Raw genomic sequence first — 15866 nt, forward strand, 5'->3', positions numbered from 1 at the left:
TACGGCCTGCCCGGCATCCTCACTAACAATAACAAAGGTGTTTCCCCACGTCCCCCACCCGGGGGGTCCCCCCCCCCCCACACCCCACACCCCCCCCCGGCCCCCCCGGCCCCCACGGCCCAGGAGCCGGCCCGCGCAGAACCCGAGCAGCGCCCCCAGCACGGTCCCGGACACGGTGAGCAGCAGACCGTACGCCAGCCCGAACACCGCCCCCGCGGCAACACTGAGGGCGGGCTTGGGCAGGAAGGCCATCGTGCCGACCGCGTAGAACACGACAAAGGCCGGCCCCGCCCACGCACCCGCCGCGGAACCGTCCACTTCCCCCCGGAGAAGCGAGACCGGTCCGACGGCCGTCACCGCCCAGCCCGCCCCAGCGATCAGCGCCACCAGCAGGGCCAGGCGCCCCCAACGCGACACGAGCCCTCTCACCGCGAGCCGCGCCACCCACCCCCGACCGGGCCCGGCGACGTCCACCGGCAGAACCCGACGACCGGGATCAGGGGACGAGGGCATCCCGCCCACCATGCCTGGCCTGTCACCCATGGATGTGGTCGTCATCCTTCTCCGCTCCCTCGGCACCTTTCACGGCACCCGGCAACGGACTGCCGCGCCCCCATCCACCCCTGGCTTGGACACGGCAACCGAGCACTCTGCCCTTCTCCGCCGCGAACTGCACGGCGACGGTGCGACGGTCGTCCTCGAACATGAAGCTCCTGGCTCCGCGCCCGAGGACCGTACGACCCGCGCCTCGGCCCACCAGGGCATCGGCGGACTCCGACCGCATGAGGAATCCGGCGCGAGACCTCGGTCGATGCCCGACAGGAAGACAGTACCCGCGAGCCGCACCCCACTCAGTCCCGGGCCACGTGGCCGTCCGACCCCATTGGAAGCCGCAGTCCGGCGGTCCAGATCCCGCGACACCTCCGAACCACCGGGCACCCCACGACTTCCCCATCACCCCGAAGCACGGTGCAGAAGAACGGTCCACCGATCCGGCGGGCTTACCGACGTCGCGTGATGTCGCAGCCAGGAATCACTGACATCGGCATGAGCAGATTTACAGTCTGCCGCCGAAACGCCCCTGACCAGCGATAATCCGCATCCTGGCGCCTCCCACCCCACACCCACCCCACAGGCACCGGAATGCCCCTCCCCACCACGCTCTGGCTCACCTGGCTGACGAGCCCCGCGGTAGCAACCCGCTTCCACTCGAAGTACTACGCCCCCTCCCCCACCACCTGCTGGCACTGGCTAGGCGCGATCTCCTCCACCGGCCACGGCAGCTTCCGCGCTGCCACCCTCCCCGGCCCCACCCGCAGAGGAACCGTCCCCGCCCACCTCTTCGCCTACCACCTCAATCACGGCCCACCCACCACCGACCTCGTCCTCTGCCACCAATGCAACGAAGCCGGCTGCGCCAACCCCACCCACCTCCGCCCCGGCACGAAAGCCCAAATCCGAACCGAATGGTCCAACCGCCGCCACAACCCCCACAGCCCTCTCGCCGACACCGGAGGCCCGGCGGCAAGATCCCGAGCCATCTCCAGGGCAATCCGCGCCGCCTGCGCGGCTGGCGAACCCGCACGCGCTGTCGACCTGCTCATCAGGGCGGTACAGGCTGAAGACCGCCCTCTCACCCTGTGGTGAAAGGCCAGAACAGTTCCGATGCGGCACTCGGAAATGCCACTCAGGCATCAGCCATACACGAACTCCTCGCACAACACTTCCCTACTTGCGCAGAGAGCACGGCGACCGCTTCCTCGGTCTCTTCCCACATCGCGGTTCACCCGCCTGTACAGGGAGCACGGTGCCCCTGCCGCATCGTCAGTATCCCGGTCCCCCCGCCTGCGCGGGGAGCACGACACCGGCTTGGGTGTCTTAGCGGCTCGCGCTCCTGGAGCTGACCCCCGAGCTGCAGGACAAGGTCGAGACGGGCGAGCTGAAGGTCGAGCCTGCCCGTCGAATCGGCCGGCTCCCGAAGGGAGCAGCAGGCCGCTGCCGCCGCGGAGACCGTTAACGCCGTTAATACCCCCCGCCAGCGACAGCCACGGCGGAAGCTCTCCGATGGGCCGGCCTCGCCCACCGTTAACGCCGTTAATGCCCCCCGAGGCGCCGGGTGGCACGGAGTCCTCGACCGTTAACGCCGTTAATACCTCCCCCGGCACCACGCCGGTCGACGACACCGAGATCGACGCAGCTGGCCTGCCATGGCACGACCCCGACGCCCTGCACCAGATCCTGGTCCGCCGCATGACCCCCGATGCACGACAGCAACTGGGCAAGCTGTCCGCGGACAACAAACCCCCCGGGCATCTACACGTAGACGATGCGGACGACGGTGACGGTGAGGACGGCGCCGGCGACGTAGTAGCGGACGAGGGCTCCTGCGGCGACGGCCTGGCGGCGGTCGCGCTCGCCGTCGACGGGCTCGGATCCGTTGCCGTAGGGGTCGGCAGCGAGAGGCCGCATCGCCGCGTCGAACCGGGACTTCAGGCCGGTCGGCATCTTCTTGCGGGCGTCGTCGGCGGGCGGGGCGTGGACGATGCGGTAGTGGCTCACGCGGCTCCCCGCGCAGCATCGTCGTCGGCCTCGACGGCGCCGATGTCCTCGCTGGCCTCCAGCCGCCTGAACAGTTCGTCGTCCTCCTGGTCCGCGCCGGTGCTGCGGAGCGCCCACTGTGCGAGGACCAGGGGCAGCCGGTCGGCGCCGGCGTGCTCCACCTCGGCGTCGAACTGCGCAGCCTTGTCGGCGGGGAGTTCGGCTCGGATGGTGGCGATCGTCGCGGGCAGCTCGACCAGCTCGCCGTCGACGATGGTCTTGAAGGTGGGGTCCATGCGGCCACCGTAGGGGGCGGGGCGCCCGGGGCGGGCCGGAACGCAGAAAGGCCCCTCTACCGGGCGAGCGCCGGGTAGAGGGGCCCTGGGGTGTGGGAAGGCTCGTCAGGGTTGTGAATAGGCTGACTCGGAGTCGTCGTCGGCGGGAGTCTCGTAACTTCCGTCCGAGTGGATCTCCCCCGTGGTTGCATCCACAGTTCCGTAGAACGTCTTGGTACCGGTCTCGAGGTTCATGAGCCAGTGCACACGCCATTCCCCCTCGTACCGTGCCGCCAGGTGCACGGGCTCAAAGCGCTGTGTTTCCGTGGACTCGAGAGAGAAGTGGGCTTCGAGAAGCTGCCAGGCTGCGTCTTCGGTGACTGTGACCTCTGGCAGATCGGGGTCATCGACCTGTCGTGTCAGCAGGTCGGTCAGGTTGCCGTCGGCTTCGATCGTGACGTCCAGGCGCATCGGAAGGAGGATGTCGCCGTCCCAGCGTCGCCAGCTGGCCAGCCAGCCGAGGTTTCCGTCGTCCACGGGCTGGATGATGAGCTCGGAGTCCTGCACTCCCCAGGGCATGAAGCGCTCAGCGTAGGCCTTGACGATGGCCTGGGCTTCTTCCTGTGTGGAGACGGGCCCAGCGGTCTCCGTTATGGGGTAGGAGTGGCCGGCTTCGAAGACGCTGGGCAGCACGTGGACATCGAAGGTCTCTTGATCTGGCCAACTGAGTTCCGCCGAGCCGGATGCTGTTTCAACGCCGGAGTCCAGGATGGCAGTGACCGTTCCGGAGCCGTCTTCGCCGCGGACGAACTCGGCTGACCGCACCGTGTAGTGGCCGTCGAAAGCCTGCTGGACCGACTCCTCGATGGCGCGGCGCTGTTCGTCGGAGGCGGATGTCGAGCTGTTGCTCCACTCGATCACCACTGGTGTCACGAACAGCATCCACACCGCGGCGAGTGCTGTCGTGACGGCGACAATCCCCACGGCCAGGTGCCGTGCCGGGAGTTCCTTGGGAGTGGGTGTCTGACGGTCGGACAGGGTCAGTAGCACACCGAGGGCGACACCGATCACAGTGCCGGCGGAGTTGGACAGGAGGTCGGTGGTGTCGCATGTCCGGCGGAGGAAGGGCACAGTTGCTTGGGTGACCTCGATGGTGGCGGACAGCAGGACCCCGGCGGGGAGAATCAGGGCGGGGCGCCGTGTGGCGAGGACTCCCAGCAGGCCGAAGGGTATGAACATGCCCATGTTCATGAGCCCTTGGGTCTGAGTGAACGACTCAGCCCAGTCCTTGTTGATCACGCACTCGCTGGCGGAGGATATGCCAGCTCCGGGGCTCCACATCGTCAGTATGACGACGCTTACCGCCGATGATGCCCACAGGCCATGGATGGCCGGACGGTGCCATCTCGTGCGGGTTGCCTTGTAGGTCAAATAGCCAGCGGTGGCGGCGAGAATGCAGGCCACGACCACGAAGCTGAAGTGGCCGCTGAACACAGCGTCAAGCACGGGAGTGTCAGTTCTTTCTGGGGGAACAGTTGGGCCCAGCACTGAAGTGCGCTGGGCCCAACGGCTGGAGCATCAGGGGATGTGTCGTCTGCTTAGCACATGCTCATCGACGGGGTCGGATAGGTCGTGCCGTTCTGCACGTGGAGCTTGCCGATCACGGGAGTGCAGCCGACGCCCTCCTTCGGTCCCCATGACGCGGTGTAGTGTCCGCCGGTCGACATCGTCTGGTAGCCGTCCCAGGTGTTCTTTCCGCCCTGCTCGAAGCCGACTCTGGCGTAGATGTTGCTGCCGCCGCTCTTGTAGTACTGGGCGGTGACCGTGGGGTAGCTGGTCTTGCGCACGTAGACGGTGCCATTGCTCAGCTTTGTACAGCGGGCACCCACGTCATTTGTGAATCCGTCGTGGCTGCAGCTCCCCCAGTGGTGCATGGGGGTGACTTCGGTGGAGTCGGCCATGGCAGCGGGGGCAGCGAAGACGGGGGCGGCGACGGCGGCGATGATCGCACTCAGGACTCGAAGGCGTTTCGTCATGATGTGTTTCCCTCCGGCATGAAGACGGGCATGGCAAATCGGGCGCCCGATGTGCAGGAACCGTGAACCTGCCAGTCAGATGATCACTTGAGCGACGTAATCGTGCAGTCCCCGTGAGTGATCGTCAATGCCGCCCCGCAGGCCTGACGTACAGGCCCTCATGCCTGCTTGACAGTTTGGACAGGCCTTTGTCTACAGGGATCTCGGGGCTGGCGAGCGCCGATGAGACACCTGTCATGCGATCCGAACACCACCGCGAGTGAAATGATCAGGTCAACCTTTGACTGAAATTTGCGTGCCACCCGTGCATCAACGCAGGTCACTGACTCACCGTCTCAGTAGCCGCTCCTCCGGGCGGGGTGTGCGGCCACCGTACGGTGCTGGAGAGGCGGAGCGGCCCGGAACGCGAAAAGGCCCCTCTACCGGCGCGAGTCGCCCGGTAGAGGGGCCGTGGGGTGTGGGGTGGGATGATGATGGCTGAGCCCGGGGCTGATTTGAGCAGCCCCGGGCTCCAGCGCGTGGTGAAGGCGTTGCGTGCGAGGGTGAGTGCGGCGGTGACGGTGTCCGGGAGGGTGTCGCGGCCCGGGGCGCCGTGACGGTGGGCGACCCAGATCAGGTAGCGGTTGCGGTCCGGGTTGGGGCAGTCGGGCGGGTAGCCGAGGACGGCCCGCCCGGTCGTGACGTCCAATCCGAACTCCACGTTGGTGGTCATGCCAGGCAGGTGCACGAGGTCCCGCGGGATCCAGAACAGGATCGCCGACGCGCGCTCCCGGGCGTCGGTCTCCCAGTCGACCTGGTCGTCGTAGTGGGCGGCGCGCGACTCTGGGGAGTAGACGGTGAGCTCGGGGAGGTCCGGGCCGGTCCATTGCCGGTCGAGTTCGGCGATGGCGTCAGGCCGCCAGGAGGGGACGGTGTCGAGCCGCGGGGTGGGGCCGGCCAAGAACACGGACGGGCCGGTGTGGTCGGTGGGGAGGAGTTCGCAGGCCATGACGACGGTGAGGCTCATGCTGCGGCTCCGGTCTGGGTGGTGGTCCAGGGCAGGGACAGGCCGTCTCCGGCGGTGCGGGGGACCACGTGCAGGTGCAGGTGGTAGACGGTCTGGGTCGCGTCCGGACCGCAGGAGGTGAGGTAGTTCCACTGCCCGTGCCCCCCGATCTCTGCGGCGAGTTCAGCGGCGCGCAGTTGCACGGTGGCGGACACGACGGGGTCGACGGTGAAGTCGGCGACATGGGCGCGGGGCAGGACCAGGAGGTGGCCGTCTGTGCAGCCTCCGCCGCGGGGCACGATCGCCAGGGCGTCGGCCCATTCTCGGACGATGGTGGCGGGGGCGCCGTCGTGGATGATCGCGTAGAAGGGGCAGTCGGGGCGCGGGTGTTTGCGGGGGACCGGCGGCCGGTCGATGTGGTGGTGGGTCACCTGGACGTGGGCGCCGGCCTCGCGCATGCGTTGGCCGATGGCGTCGGCGATGGCGGGTGCCCGGTGGCGTCCGTACCAGCAGTTCACCAGGAGCTGGACGGGTCGGCCGTTCGCGGCGGCGCGCGGGGCGGTGAGTTCATGGGAGGCGTCGGTGATGATGCGGGCCGCGCCACGGGTGTTCAGGACGTAGTCGCGTACGCTGGCGTCGCGTCCGGTCTGGCGGGCGACGATGTCGGCGAGGGCCGGGGCGTCGGGCGGGTTCAGCAGCGCGTCGGTGAGGTTGATGGCGAGCACGGCGGCGCGGTAGCGGGGCGGTGGGGGGGTCCTGCCAGCGGGCGCCGAAGGAGTCGATGAACACATCGGGCACAGGGGCCTCCAGGATCAAAGAGATGCGGGCGGGAATGCCGGAGTGCCGCCCGGCCGGAAGGGGGGGCGGCGCTCGGTGACGTCGGCGTGCTGCTTGGTGCCCTCGGTAGGGGGTGGGGTCAGGTGGCCTTGGCGATGCCGTCGCGCAGGTAGGTTCGGGCTCCGACCGGGAGCGCGTGCTGGTCGCTGTGTTCGCCGGCAACGGGCAACGCGGCGGCGACCCGGCGCCGGAGTGCGCCAGTGCTCCGCTCCTGGACCGGACGCGTCCTCCGTCAGTGGACAGACACCGGCCCGTTCATCGGCGCAGGAGGCGTGCACGGCAGCTTCAACGCGCTCGAACAATACGCCACCGCTATCGCCGCTCAGTCACCTGGCGTGAAGCCGTTCGGATGGATGGACGACCCCACACTCTGGTGGCACAACGGCCACAACCTCGACCACGGGGCATTCATCGGCGTCTCCCACGACGGCACACGCGTCATCACCGTGCACACCCTCGGCTACAACGCTGGACGAGCCGACAAGACCGCTACCCGACTCGAACGGCAACATCCCCGCACCTGACCGCGGCCCGGGGCCTCGATCCTCCGCCATAGCGCCAAACCCCAGCACGTGGTGATGACGGTCTGCGCTGACTAGCGGCCCTCCACCCAATGGCTGATCGGTTCGCGTTGGGCGGCCAGCCGCTGAAGACGAAAGGTACGGTGCGCGCTCCCGGACAGAAAAGGGCGTAGCTGTCATGGGCAACTCATACCTCACTGCATGAGTACGGTGCTATCGCCTGATCCTGCACTCGAAAGTTCACGCGAGATCCGAGATCGAAAGCTGTCATGGATGCTCGCTCACTCGCTTCCTTCATGGATCATGCCATCAGCCGACCGTTTATGTGTGGCGAATATGCCTCTGACCAGCATGTTTATCTATCCATCTCGCAAGGAGCGACGCTGTTTGATGGCATGCATGGATCGCACTCAGGATGGAACTTCTTGTAGGTGTCCGTCGCAACAGGTACTCTGAGGATTCACAAGCGCTAGGAGCCCTGCTTGGAAATCAGTGAGACGCTCAGGAAGGCGTGGACCGCGGTCGAGGATGCCGGTCTACCAGAGAAGATCCAGGAAGTTGCGTTCCGCGAAGCGGTGCGACTGCTCGCCCCTACTCAGGTCGTGGCAACTGCCCCTACTAACGCACCGCGCACGTCAGGCCAGACGGGGAAGCCTGGCGCCACCGGGGGGTCCCCGGGGAGCAGCGCGAACGGCGGGGACTCCAACGGCGCCGGGTCCAAAATTACCGAGGCTGAAAGCACGATCCTCGACAAGGTCGAGCAGCACACGGGTGTCTCCCGCGAGAAGCTGGAAGAACTAGTCCACCTCGACAACGGGGTCCTGAAGGTCAGTCTCCCCGGCATCAAGCTAGGCAAGAACAACGCCGACAAGACGCGGGCGATCGCACAGATCCTCACCATCGTGCGAGGCTTCGGCTTGGACGAGAACGAGACCTCGCTGGAAGTCGTGCGGGCGGAGGCCCAGCGGCTCAAGTGCTACGACTCGGCGAACTTCTCGTCGCAGATCAAGGCGCTGAACGGCTACCTCATCACGGGTAGCGGCACTAGCCGCCACATCCGGGCGAAGTCCGGTGCCATAAACGGGTTCCCAGCATTCGTAGACAGTCTCCTGGACGAGTCGTGACCGCGCTCGACGATCGCGTCCAGCAAGGCTTCATCGCCGCAGGTATCCCCGCGGAACTGGTGAAGGAACTGCTGGAGGCGTTCGCCGAAGCCAAGCGGCGGTTCTACCGCGACGACCTGCGCCCCTCCGAGATCGAGGGCGCGCGCTTCTCGGAGGCCGTGTTCCGGATCCTCGAGTGGGCAACGACACAGCAGTACACGCCGCTCGGCGGCAACCTGCCCAAGGTTCCAACCCTGATGGGCAAATTCGAACAGGCTACGGCTGCGCCTGAGAGCGTCCGTTTCCACATCCCGCGCACGCTCCGTCTGATCTACGACGTTCGGAACAAGCGGGACGTGGCGCACCTTGGCGACGGTATCGACCCGAACCAGCAGGACGCCACGATGGTCGTCCGGAACATGGAGTGGGTGCTTGCCGAACTTGTGCGCCTCTACCACAACGTGTCTGCGACCGAGGCGCACGGGATAATCGTCGCCCTGGTGTCGAAGGATGTCCCCCTAATTCAAGTCTTCAACGGCTTCCCGCGCGTACTGAAGGAGTTGAAGGCATCGGACCACGTACTCGCGCTGCTCTACTGGCGCGGTGTCGAGGGTGCCACGTTCACCGAGCTTCACTCCTGGGCGAGGGCGGCGATGCGGGCCAACCTAAAGCGCACGCTGAACGCGCTCGACACCAAAAATCTGATTCATCTCAACGGTGACCACTACGTCCTGACGCACCTCGGCGAACGGGACGTCGAGCAGCGAAAGTTGCTCGAACCGCAATAGGTCGTTCCCCGGAGCCTCCTAGAACCCCGTAGACCCCCATCCTGCACGTACTGCCGCGCATCAGCAATGGTGTCAAAGGCTACATGTGGTATTTTCCGAACCGGCCAGTCCGATACCGGCGACGATCAGCTTGTCCGAGCAGGCGAACACTTCGGCCAAGCGCTCTTGGCCGGCGTCCAGCCGGGGCCCGTTCCATCGCTCGGCCACACCCAGGAACCGTTCTCGGGAACAGGCCGGAGCGACCGTCCGGCGAGCTGCGGCCACGACCCGCTCCTCGTTGTTCAACACCTCCGGCGAGGTGTACAGCCCGGACTCACGACGGCGGTACACGCTCCTGCCGTCCGCTCGCAGCAGGGGGCCGAACCGGGAGTGGAGTTCCGGCGGAGTGATGTTGAGCGAGCCACTGTTCAGGACGAGCTGCGTGATGCGTTCGGCCAGGCGGGACAGTTGTGGCTGTACACGCGAGGTGTGCGCCCCGGACACCTCAGCGCCACCGTCCAGCTCGGCGAGGCCGTCCACGACAGCGCCTACACCCGGCACAGCCCGGTGGACCGGGGCGCTGCCAAGCTGGACTTCGTCGACGGCCAGCAACGGGTACACGAGGTCAAGTCCTCGTCCCGCCCCGCTCCCGGAGACCGCGCTCAGGCCATGCACTACTGCCATCAGCTGCACCGGCTCGGCGTCGAGGCGCAGGGCGCGATCCTGCACTACCCGGCCACGCGCCGCACCGAACGGTTGCCCTACGCGGAAGAAGCGCCTCCGAGGCGGAAGCCGACATCCAGGCCGTGCTGAACGCGGCGGCGGCTCCTCATCGCCCAACCGTCTCGCACGAAGCCGCTGCCGGGGATGCAGCTTCACCGACTACTGCCTGGAGGGCACCCCCTACGAGCCCTTCCGGATCTGGTGGTGAGTGCGGGTACACGTCATCGTCGTCTACGACACCGCCGCCAAACGCAACGCCCCCATCCTGCGGACCTGCCGCAAATACCTCCCCCACGTCCAGCGCAGCGTCTTCGAAGGCCAGCTGACTGAAGCCCAACCACGCCGCTTCCAGATGACCGTGGAGGACCTCCCCGACCTCACCTACGACCAGGTCCTCGTCTCTACCTCCCCACCCGGCACCACTCCCCACCGCCACGAATGGGGCGCCACGAAACCCACCCCCACCACCATCCTGTGACTGCCCGGATGTCAGCGACACTCCGGGCCCGCCGGCACAACCCGAGACTCGCTGCAAAGACGGCCACCTCAAGATGGCCAAGCCCCAACGCGACCAGCACCTTCACAACGGGGTCCTCATCAGCCCCACCGGGGCCGCAACCCCGACGCGGCCGGAACCAACGGATCAGCCACGCCCGTCCTCATCACCCCCACTGGGGGCACAGCATTGGGCCATCAGCACCCGCGCCACCATGGACACCCGGTCCTTATTGCTCCACCCGAAGCGACGACGGACCGTCGGTCGATCGGGGCGGTGACCATCAGGTGCGGCAGGGACTGGTCGCGGCCACGGTGGGGATGGTCCCGGCTTCGTGTTCGACACGGAAGGGCGCCGGCCTCCTGTCGGATGCGCGCTGCCCATGTTCTCCTCCGGCTGCGCACAGCGGCCGACCTGCTCCGGTTGACCGGCCCGGGCGGTGTACCGGCCCCGTCGCCGAGCGCTGGTCTGCGGGCCGGGGGCCGGTCACAACACGCCCGCGCCGTCATTCACCGTGGCGTCGTTGCCACAAGGAGTTACCACGGTCTACGGTCGTCCCCTCCACTGTCGGTGTCAGCAGGTGAGAGGGGCGAGGCGCGTGGGCCGGATCGTGGTCCGGGGCGGGCTGGTGGTCACCGCCGCCGACGAGATCGAGGCCGATGTCCTCGTCGAGGACGAGAAGGTCGCCGCCCTGGCCGCCCGGGGCAGCGCCGCCGCCGAGGGCTGGAGCGCCGAGCGCGTCATCGACGCCGGCGGGAAGTACGTCATCCCCGGCGGCGTCGACGTGCACACCCACATGGAGCTGCCCTTCGGCGGCACCGCCGCCTCCGACACCTTCGCCACCGGCACCGTCGCCGCCGCCTGGGGCGGCACCACCACCGTCGTCGACTTCGCCGTCCAGCGGCCGGGGCAGGCGCTGCGCGAAGGGCTCGACGCGTGGTTCGCCAAGGCCGAGGGGCAGTGCGCCGTCGACTACGGCTTCCACCTGATCTGCTCCGACGTCACCGAGGCGGCCCTCAAGGAGATGGACGGCCTGGTGGCCGAGGGCGTCACCTCGTTCAAGCTGTTCATGGCCTATCCCGGCGTCTTCTACAGCGACGACGGCCAGATCCTGCGCGTCCTCCAGCGCGCCGCCGGCAACGGCGCCCTGGTGATGACGCACGCCGAGAACGGCATCGCCATCGACGTCCTCGTCGCCCAGGCCCTCGCCGCCGGCCGCACCGATCCGCGGTACCACGGCGAGGTGCGCGCCGCGCTGCTGGAGGCGGAGGCCACCCACCGGGCCATCGCGCTCGCCCGCGTTGCCGGCGCCCCGCTGTACGTCGTGCACGTCTCCGCCCAGGAGGCCGTCGCCGAACTCGCCCGCGCCCGCGACCTCGGCCTCCCGGTCTTCGGCGAGACCTGCCCGCAGTACCTGTTCCTCTCCGACGAACAGCTCGCCGCACCCGGATTCGAGGGCGCCAAGTACGTGTGCAGCACCCCGCTGCGCCCGCGCGAGCACCAGGCGGCGCTGTGGCGCGCGCTGCGCACCGACGACCTCCAGGTGGTGTCCACCGACCACTGCCCGTTCTGCTTCAGCGGCCAGAAGGAGCTGGGCCGTGGCGACTTCTCCAGGATCCCCAACGGACTGCCCGGCGTGGAGCACCGCATCGACCTGCTGCACCAGGCCGTCCTCGACGGCCGGATCTCCCGGCGCCGCTGGATCGACCTCGCCTGCGCCGCCCCGGCCCGGATGTTCGGCCTCTACGGCCGGAAGGGCACCATCGCGCCCGGCTCGGACGCCGATCTGGTGGTCTACGACCCGGCCGCCCGCCACACGATCTCCGCCACCACGCACCACATGCATGTCGACTATTCGGCGTACGAGGGCCTGCGGATCACCGGCCGGGTGGACACCGTCCTCTCCCGGGGCTCCGTCGTCCTGGACGGGCGCCGCTTCACCGGCCGGGCCGGGCACGGGCGGTACCTGCGGCGCGGCCTGAGCCAGTACACGGAGAGATGAATGGACTTCGGACTCGTCCTGCAGACCGACCCGCCCGCCGCCGAGACCGTCGCCCTGATGCGGCGCGCCGAACAGCACGGCTTCCGGCACGGCTGGACCTTCGACTCGGCGGTGCTGTGGCAGGAACCCTTCGTCATCCACAGCCGGATCCTGGCCGAGACGGAGCGGCTGATCGTCGGCCCGATGGTCACCAACCCCGCCACCCGCGCCTGGGAGGTCACCGCCTCCACCTTCGCCACCCTGAACGAGATGTACGGTCCGCGCACCGTCTGCGGCATCGGGCGCGGCGACTCCGCGCTGCGGGTGGCCGGGCGGCGCCCCACCACGCTGGCCCGGCTGGGCGAGGCGATGACGGCGATCCGCGACCTGGCCGAGGGCCGCGAGGCGGTGGTGGACGGCACGGCGCTGCGGCTGCCGTGGGTACGCGGCGGCCCCGGGGCGCGGCTGCCGGTGTGGCTGGCCGGGTACGGGCCCAAGGCGCTGCGGCTGGCCGGTGAAGCGGCGGACGGGTTCATCCTCCAGCTGGCCGACCCGTTCCTCACGGAGTGGATGGTGAAGGCCGTGCGGTCGGCGGCCGCCGCGGCCGGGCGCGACCCGGGCGCGGTGACCGTCTGCGTGGCGGCGCCCGCGTACGTGACGCCCGACGCCTCGCCCGGGGCGCTGGGCCACGCCCGTGAGCAGTGCCGCTGGTTCGGCGGGATGGTCGGCAACCATGTCGCCGATCTGGTGGCCCGGTACGGGGAGGACTCCGGGCGGGTGCCGCGCGAACTGACCGCGTACATCGGCGAGCGGCGCGGGTACGACTACGCGCACCACGGCCGTTCCGGGCATCCGGACACCGCGTTCGTGCCGGACGCGGTGGTGGACCGGTTCTGTCTGATCGGCCCGCCCGCGGCGCACATCGACCGGCTGCGGCAGCTGCGGGCGCTCGGCGTCGACCAGTTCGCCGTGTACGCGATGCACGACGCCCGCAAGGAGGTGCTGGACGCCTACGGGGAGCAGATCATCCCCGCGCTGTCCTGACCCGCGCGGCCCGACCGCGTACGCTTCGCCGCATGGTCACCACACGCCCCACCCTGCACGGCACCTTCGGCATGGTCTCCAGCACCCACTGGCTGGCCTCCTCCTCCGCGATGGCGGTGCTCGAAGACGGCGGCAACGCCTTCGACGCCGCCGTGGCGGCCGGTTTCGTCCTGCACGTGGTCGAGCCGCACCTCAACGGCCCGGCCGGTGACGTCCCGATCATCCTGGCACCGGCCGGCGGCCGGATACAGGTGCTGTGCGGGCAGGGGCCCGCACCGGCCGGGGCGACCATCGGCCACTACCGGGACGGGCTCGGCCTCGACCTGGTGCCGGGCACCGGGCCGCTCGCGGCCGTCGTCCCGGGCGCGGTGGACGCGTGGCTGACGCTGCTGCGCGACCACGGCACCAAGTCCCTGGCCGAGGTGCTGAAGTACGCCATCGGCTACGCGGCCGACGGCCATCCGGCGGTGGAGCGCGTCGGGCTCACGGTGGAGTCGGTGCGGCAGCTGTTCGAGGAGGAGTGGACCTCGTCGGCCGAGATCTATCTGCCCGGCGGCGCCGCCCCGGCGGCCGGCGGGATGCTGCGCAACCCGCAGCTGGCCGCGACCTGGCGGCGGCTGCTGACGGAGGCGGCGGGGCCCGGCCGGGGCCGGGAGGCGGAGATCGAGGCGGCCCGCCGGATCTGGCGGGAGGGGTTCATCGGCGAGGCGATCGCCGCGCACGCCGCCCGGCCGGCGATGGATTCCTCGGGCGAGCGGCACGCGGGCGTGCTCACCGGCGACGACCTGGCGGGCTGGTCCGCCGGGTACGAGGAGCCGGTGCGGTACGACTGGCAGGGCTGGACGGTGTGCAAGCCCGGGCCGTGGAGCCAGGGCCCGGTGCTGCTCCAGCAGTTGGCGCTGCTGGACCCGGGGCTGGACGCGGCGGCGTACGGCACGCCCGAGTACGTCCACGCGCTGATCGAGGGCGGCAAGCTCGCGATGGCCGACCGGGAGGCGTGGTACGGGGACAGCGGGGAGGTGCCGCTGAAGGAGCTGCTGTCGGCCGAGTACAACGCCGGGCGGCGGGAACTGATCGGCGACCGGGCCTCGTTCGAGCTGCGGCCGGGGGCACCCGGGGGCCGCACGCCGCGCGTCGCGGCGGCGGCGCTCGCGGGCGCGGAACGGGCCGGCGGGGCGGCGGTGGCGGGCTCCGGCGAGCCGACGGTGGACCGCAGCGGGGAGACGCGGGGCGACACCTGCCACGTCGATGTGGTGGACCGCTGGGGCAACATGATCAGCGCGACGCCCAGCGGTGGCTGGCTCCAGTCCAGCCCGGTGATCCCCGAACTGGGGTTCCCGCTGGGCACCCGGCTCCAGATGACGTGGCTGGAGGAGGGCCTGCCCACCTCGCTGACTCCGGGCCGCCGGCCGCGCACCACGCTGTCCCCCTCGCTGGCGCTGCGGGACGGGGAGCCGGTGCTGGCGTTCGGCACACCGGGCGGGGACCAGCAGGACCAGTGGCAGCTGCACTTCTTCCTGGCGGCGGCGCTGCGGCCGCCGGTACGCGGCGGACTCGACCTGCAGGGCGCGATCGACGCGCCCAACTGGCACCAGGACAGCTTCCCGAGTTCCTTCTATCCGCGGGGTACGCGCCCGGGCAGCGTCACCGTCGAGTCGCGGCTCGGCGAGGAGACGATCGCCGAGCTGCGGCGGCGCGGCCACGAGGTGACGGTCGGCGGGCCGTGGACGGAGGGCCGGCTGTGCGCGGTCGGGCGCGACCCGGAGCGCGGGGTGCTGCTGGCGGCGGCGAACCCGCGCGGCGCACAGGGGTACGCGGTGGGCCGGTGACCGGCCGCCGCGCCAGTGGTCCGGAAAAGACGAGGGGAAAACCGCCCGTAGCACGCCGGTAACACGATCCGTAACACGGTTGGGTTCAGTAGCGGCCATGGCGGATGTGCCCAGGGCCCAGCAGCGGGAAGCGGCGGCCGAGCTGGCCGCGTTCACGGACGAGTTGCGCGCGGTCACCGCGGTGCTCGACCCGGCGGCCGGGTGGTACGCGGCGTTCTCCAGACGCAGCCCGGACGCGCTGGCCGGCTGGCTGGCGGGCCGGGAGCTGCCGCCGTGGGACGTGGTGGCCGATCTGCTGCAGGACCTGGCCGTGCGCGGCGGTACGGACGCGGCCGGGCGGGCCGGCGAGCGGCTGCTGGCGCGCTACGAGAGCGCGGCGCGGGCGCTGGACGGGCTGCCGGGGGCGCGGGCCGCGCTGGAGCGGGCGGCGGGCACGGCGGACGAGGACCGGCGGTCCGCCGCGAGCCGCTGCGCGCGGCTGTCGGACGCGCTGCTGCTGGCCCGCCGGGTCGGGCAGGTCCGGGAGGTGGAACGGCTGGCGGCGCAGCGGCTCTGGGCCCGCGACGACGAGGAACGGGCCCGGACGCGGGCCACGGCGCTGCGGGCGCGGCTGGCGGCACTGCCGCCCGCGGGGGCGGCGGAGGGCGCGGGGGCAGGGGTGGTGGCGGCACCGGCACCGGCACCGGCACCGGTGGCAGGCGCGGTGCACGCCGGGCCGGTCACCCGGGGGC

15 protein-coding genes and 2 pseudogenes are annotated in these 15866 nt (G+C 69.9%); 9 read left to right on the top strand and 8 right to left on the bottom strand.

The annotated features are described in order from the left end of the window. The 7 genes and pseudogenes from ACFV5N_RS14355 to ACFV5N_RS14385 form a co-directional block, all read right to left on the bottom strand. A pseudogene (locus ACFV5N_RS14355) lies at positions 1–558 on the bottom strand (hypothetical protein); the annotation flags it as partial. A 1755-nt stretch (positions 559–2313) separates the two neighbouring features. Then, on the bottom strand, positions 2314–2559 hold the full coding sequence (locus ACFV5N_RS14360) for a hypothetical protein (RefSeq protein WP_385598714.1): 246 nt from the start codon (positions 2557–2559) through the stop codon (positions 2314–2316). Then, positions 2556–2834 (bottom strand): hypothetical protein, encoded by a 279-nt coding sequence (locus tag ACFV5N_RS14365; protein ID WP_385598716.1) that lies wholly within the window; start codon positions 2832–2834, stop codon positions 2556–2558. Before ACFV5N_RS14365 ends, ACFV5N_RS14360 begins: the two co-directional genes overlap by 4 nt. Before the next feature lie 105 nt (positions 2835–2939). Further along, positions 2940–4319, bottom strand: a complete 1380-nt coding sequence (locus ACFV5N_RS14370; RefSeq protein ID WP_385598719.1) for a VanZ family protein — start codon at positions 4317–4319, stop codon at positions 2940–2942. A 92-nt stretch (positions 4320–4411) separates the two neighbouring features. Beyond that, positions 4412–4849, bottom strand: coding sequence for a hypothetical protein (locus ACFV5N_RS14375; protein ID WP_385598722.1), 438 nt, complete (start codon positions 4847–4849; stop codon positions 4412–4414). Between the two features lie 319 nt (positions 4850–5168). Further along, positions 5169–5855 (bottom strand): nucleoside 2-deoxyribosyltransferase domain-containing protein, encoded by a 687-nt coding sequence (locus tag ACFV5N_RS14380; protein WP_385598725.1) that lies wholly within the window; start codon positions 5853–5855, stop codon positions 5169–5171. Beyond that, positions 5852–6559 carry an HIT domain-containing protein gene (locus ACFV5N_RS14385; RefSeq protein ID WP_385598728.1) on the bottom strand — a complete coding sequence of 236 codons (708 nt, stop codon included), beginning with the start codon at positions 6557–6559 and terminating at the stop codon, positions 5852–5854. Before ACFV5N_RS14385 ends, ACFV5N_RS14380 begins: the two co-directional genes overlap by 4 nt. A 384-nt stretch (positions 6560–6943) precedes the next feature. Here ACFV5N_RS14385 and ACFV5N_RS14390 point away from each other — a divergent pair, with 384 nt between their 5' ends. From ACFV5N_RS14390 to ACFV5N_RS14400, 3 genes are all read left to right on the top strand, one after another. Beyond that, positions 6944–7195: a hypothetical protein gene (locus ACFV5N_RS14390; protein WP_385598731.1), complete on the top strand. Its 252-nt coding sequence runs from the start codon at positions 6944–6946 to the stop codon at positions 7193–7195. A 479-nt stretch (positions 7196–7674) separates the two neighbouring features. Further along, entirely contained in the window at positions 7675–8316 is a 642-nt protein-coding gene (locus ACFV5N_RS14395) for a hypothetical protein (RefSeq protein ID WP_385598733.1), read from the top strand. Then, a complete protein-coding gene (locus tag ACFV5N_RS14400) occupies positions 8313–9083 on the top strand; it encodes a hypothetical protein (RefSeq protein ID WP_385598736.1) in 771 nt (256 codons plus the stop codon). The genes ACFV5N_RS14395 and ACFV5N_RS14400 overlap by 4 nt, the downstream gene beginning before the upstream one ends. 72 nt (positions 9084–9155) lie before the next feature. On the opposite strand, the gene ACFV5N_RS14405 is transcribed toward ACFV5N_RS14400, so the two are convergent. Beyond that, on the bottom strand, positions 9156–9566 hold the full coding sequence (locus tag ACFV5N_RS14405; protein ID WP_385598739.1) for a hypothetical protein: 411 nt from the start codon (positions 9564–9566) through the stop codon (positions 9156–9158). Here ACFV5N_RS14405 and ACFV5N_RS14410 point away from each other — a divergent pair. From ACFV5N_RS14410 to ACFV5N_RS14435, 6 genes and pseudogenes are all read left to right on the top strand, one after another. Further along, positions 9552–9875 carry a Dna2/Cas4 domain-containing protein gene (locus tag ACFV5N_RS14410; RefSeq protein WP_385598742.1) on the top strand — a complete coding sequence of 108 codons (324 nt, stop codon included), beginning with the start codon at positions 9552–9554 and terminating at the stop codon, positions 9873–9875. The two genes, ACFV5N_RS14405 and ACFV5N_RS14410, sit on opposite strands and share 15 nt — an antisense overlap. Positions 9876–9993: 118 nt before the next feature. After that, the gene (locus tag ACFV5N_RS14415) at positions 9994–10263 is read left to right on the top strand and encodes a CRISPR-associated endonuclease Cas2 (RefSeq protein ID WP_385598745.1); all 270 of its coding nucleotides are present in this window, start codon (positions 9994–9996) and stop codon (positions 10261–10263) included. A gap of 616 nt (positions 10264–10879) precedes the next feature. After that, entirely contained in the window at positions 10880–12283 is a 1404-nt protein-coding gene (gene hydA, locus ACFV5N_RS14420) for a dihydropyrimidinase (RefSeq protein WP_385598748.1), read from the top strand. Beyond that, entirely contained in the window at positions 12284–13306 is a 1023-nt protein-coding gene (locus tag ACFV5N_RS14425) for a TIGR03842 family LLM class F420-dependent oxidoreductase (RefSeq protein WP_385598751.1), read from the top strand. Positions 13307–13338: 32 nt separating this feature from the next. Further along, positions 13339–15135 (top strand): gamma-glutamyltransferase family protein, encoded by a 1797-nt coding sequence (locus ACFV5N_RS14430; RefSeq protein WP_385598754.1) that lies wholly within the window; start codon positions 13339–13341, stop codon positions 15133–15135. A 97-nt stretch (positions 15136–15232) separates the two neighbouring features. Continuing rightward, a pseudogene (locus ACFV5N_RS14435) lies at positions 15233–15866 on the top strand (hypothetical protein); the annotation flags it as partial.

The organism is Streptomyces sp. NPDC059853 (assembly GCF_042731495.1).
Classification (GTDB): Bacteria; Actinomycetota; Actinomycetes; order Streptomycetales; family Streptomycetaceae; genus Streptomyces.

What these genes read in the sequence shown, in the direction of transcription:
- ACFV5N_RS14365 (WP_385598716.1), bottom strand. Translation starts at nt 2,834, where the DNA reads ATGGACCCCACCTTCAAGACCATCGTCGACGGCGAGCTGGTCGAGCTG.
- ACFV5N_RS14375 (WP_385598722.1), bottom strand. Translation starts at nt 4,849, where the DNA reads ATGACGAAACGCCTTCGAGTCCTGAGTGCGATCATCGCCGCCGTCGCC.
- ACFV5N_RS14380 (WP_385598725.1), bottom strand. Translation starts at nt 5,855, where the DNA reads ATGAGCCTCACCGTCGTCATGGCCTGCGAACTCCTCCCCACCGACCAC.
- ACFV5N_RS14425 (WP_385598751.1), top strand. Translation starts at nt 12,284, where the DNA reads ATGGACTTCGGACTCGTCCTGCAGACCGACCCGCCCGCCGCCGAGACC.
- ACFV5N_RS14430 (WP_385598754.1), top strand. Translation starts at nt 13,339, where the DNA reads ATGGTCACCACACGCCCCACCCTGCACGGCACCTTCGGCATGGTCTCC.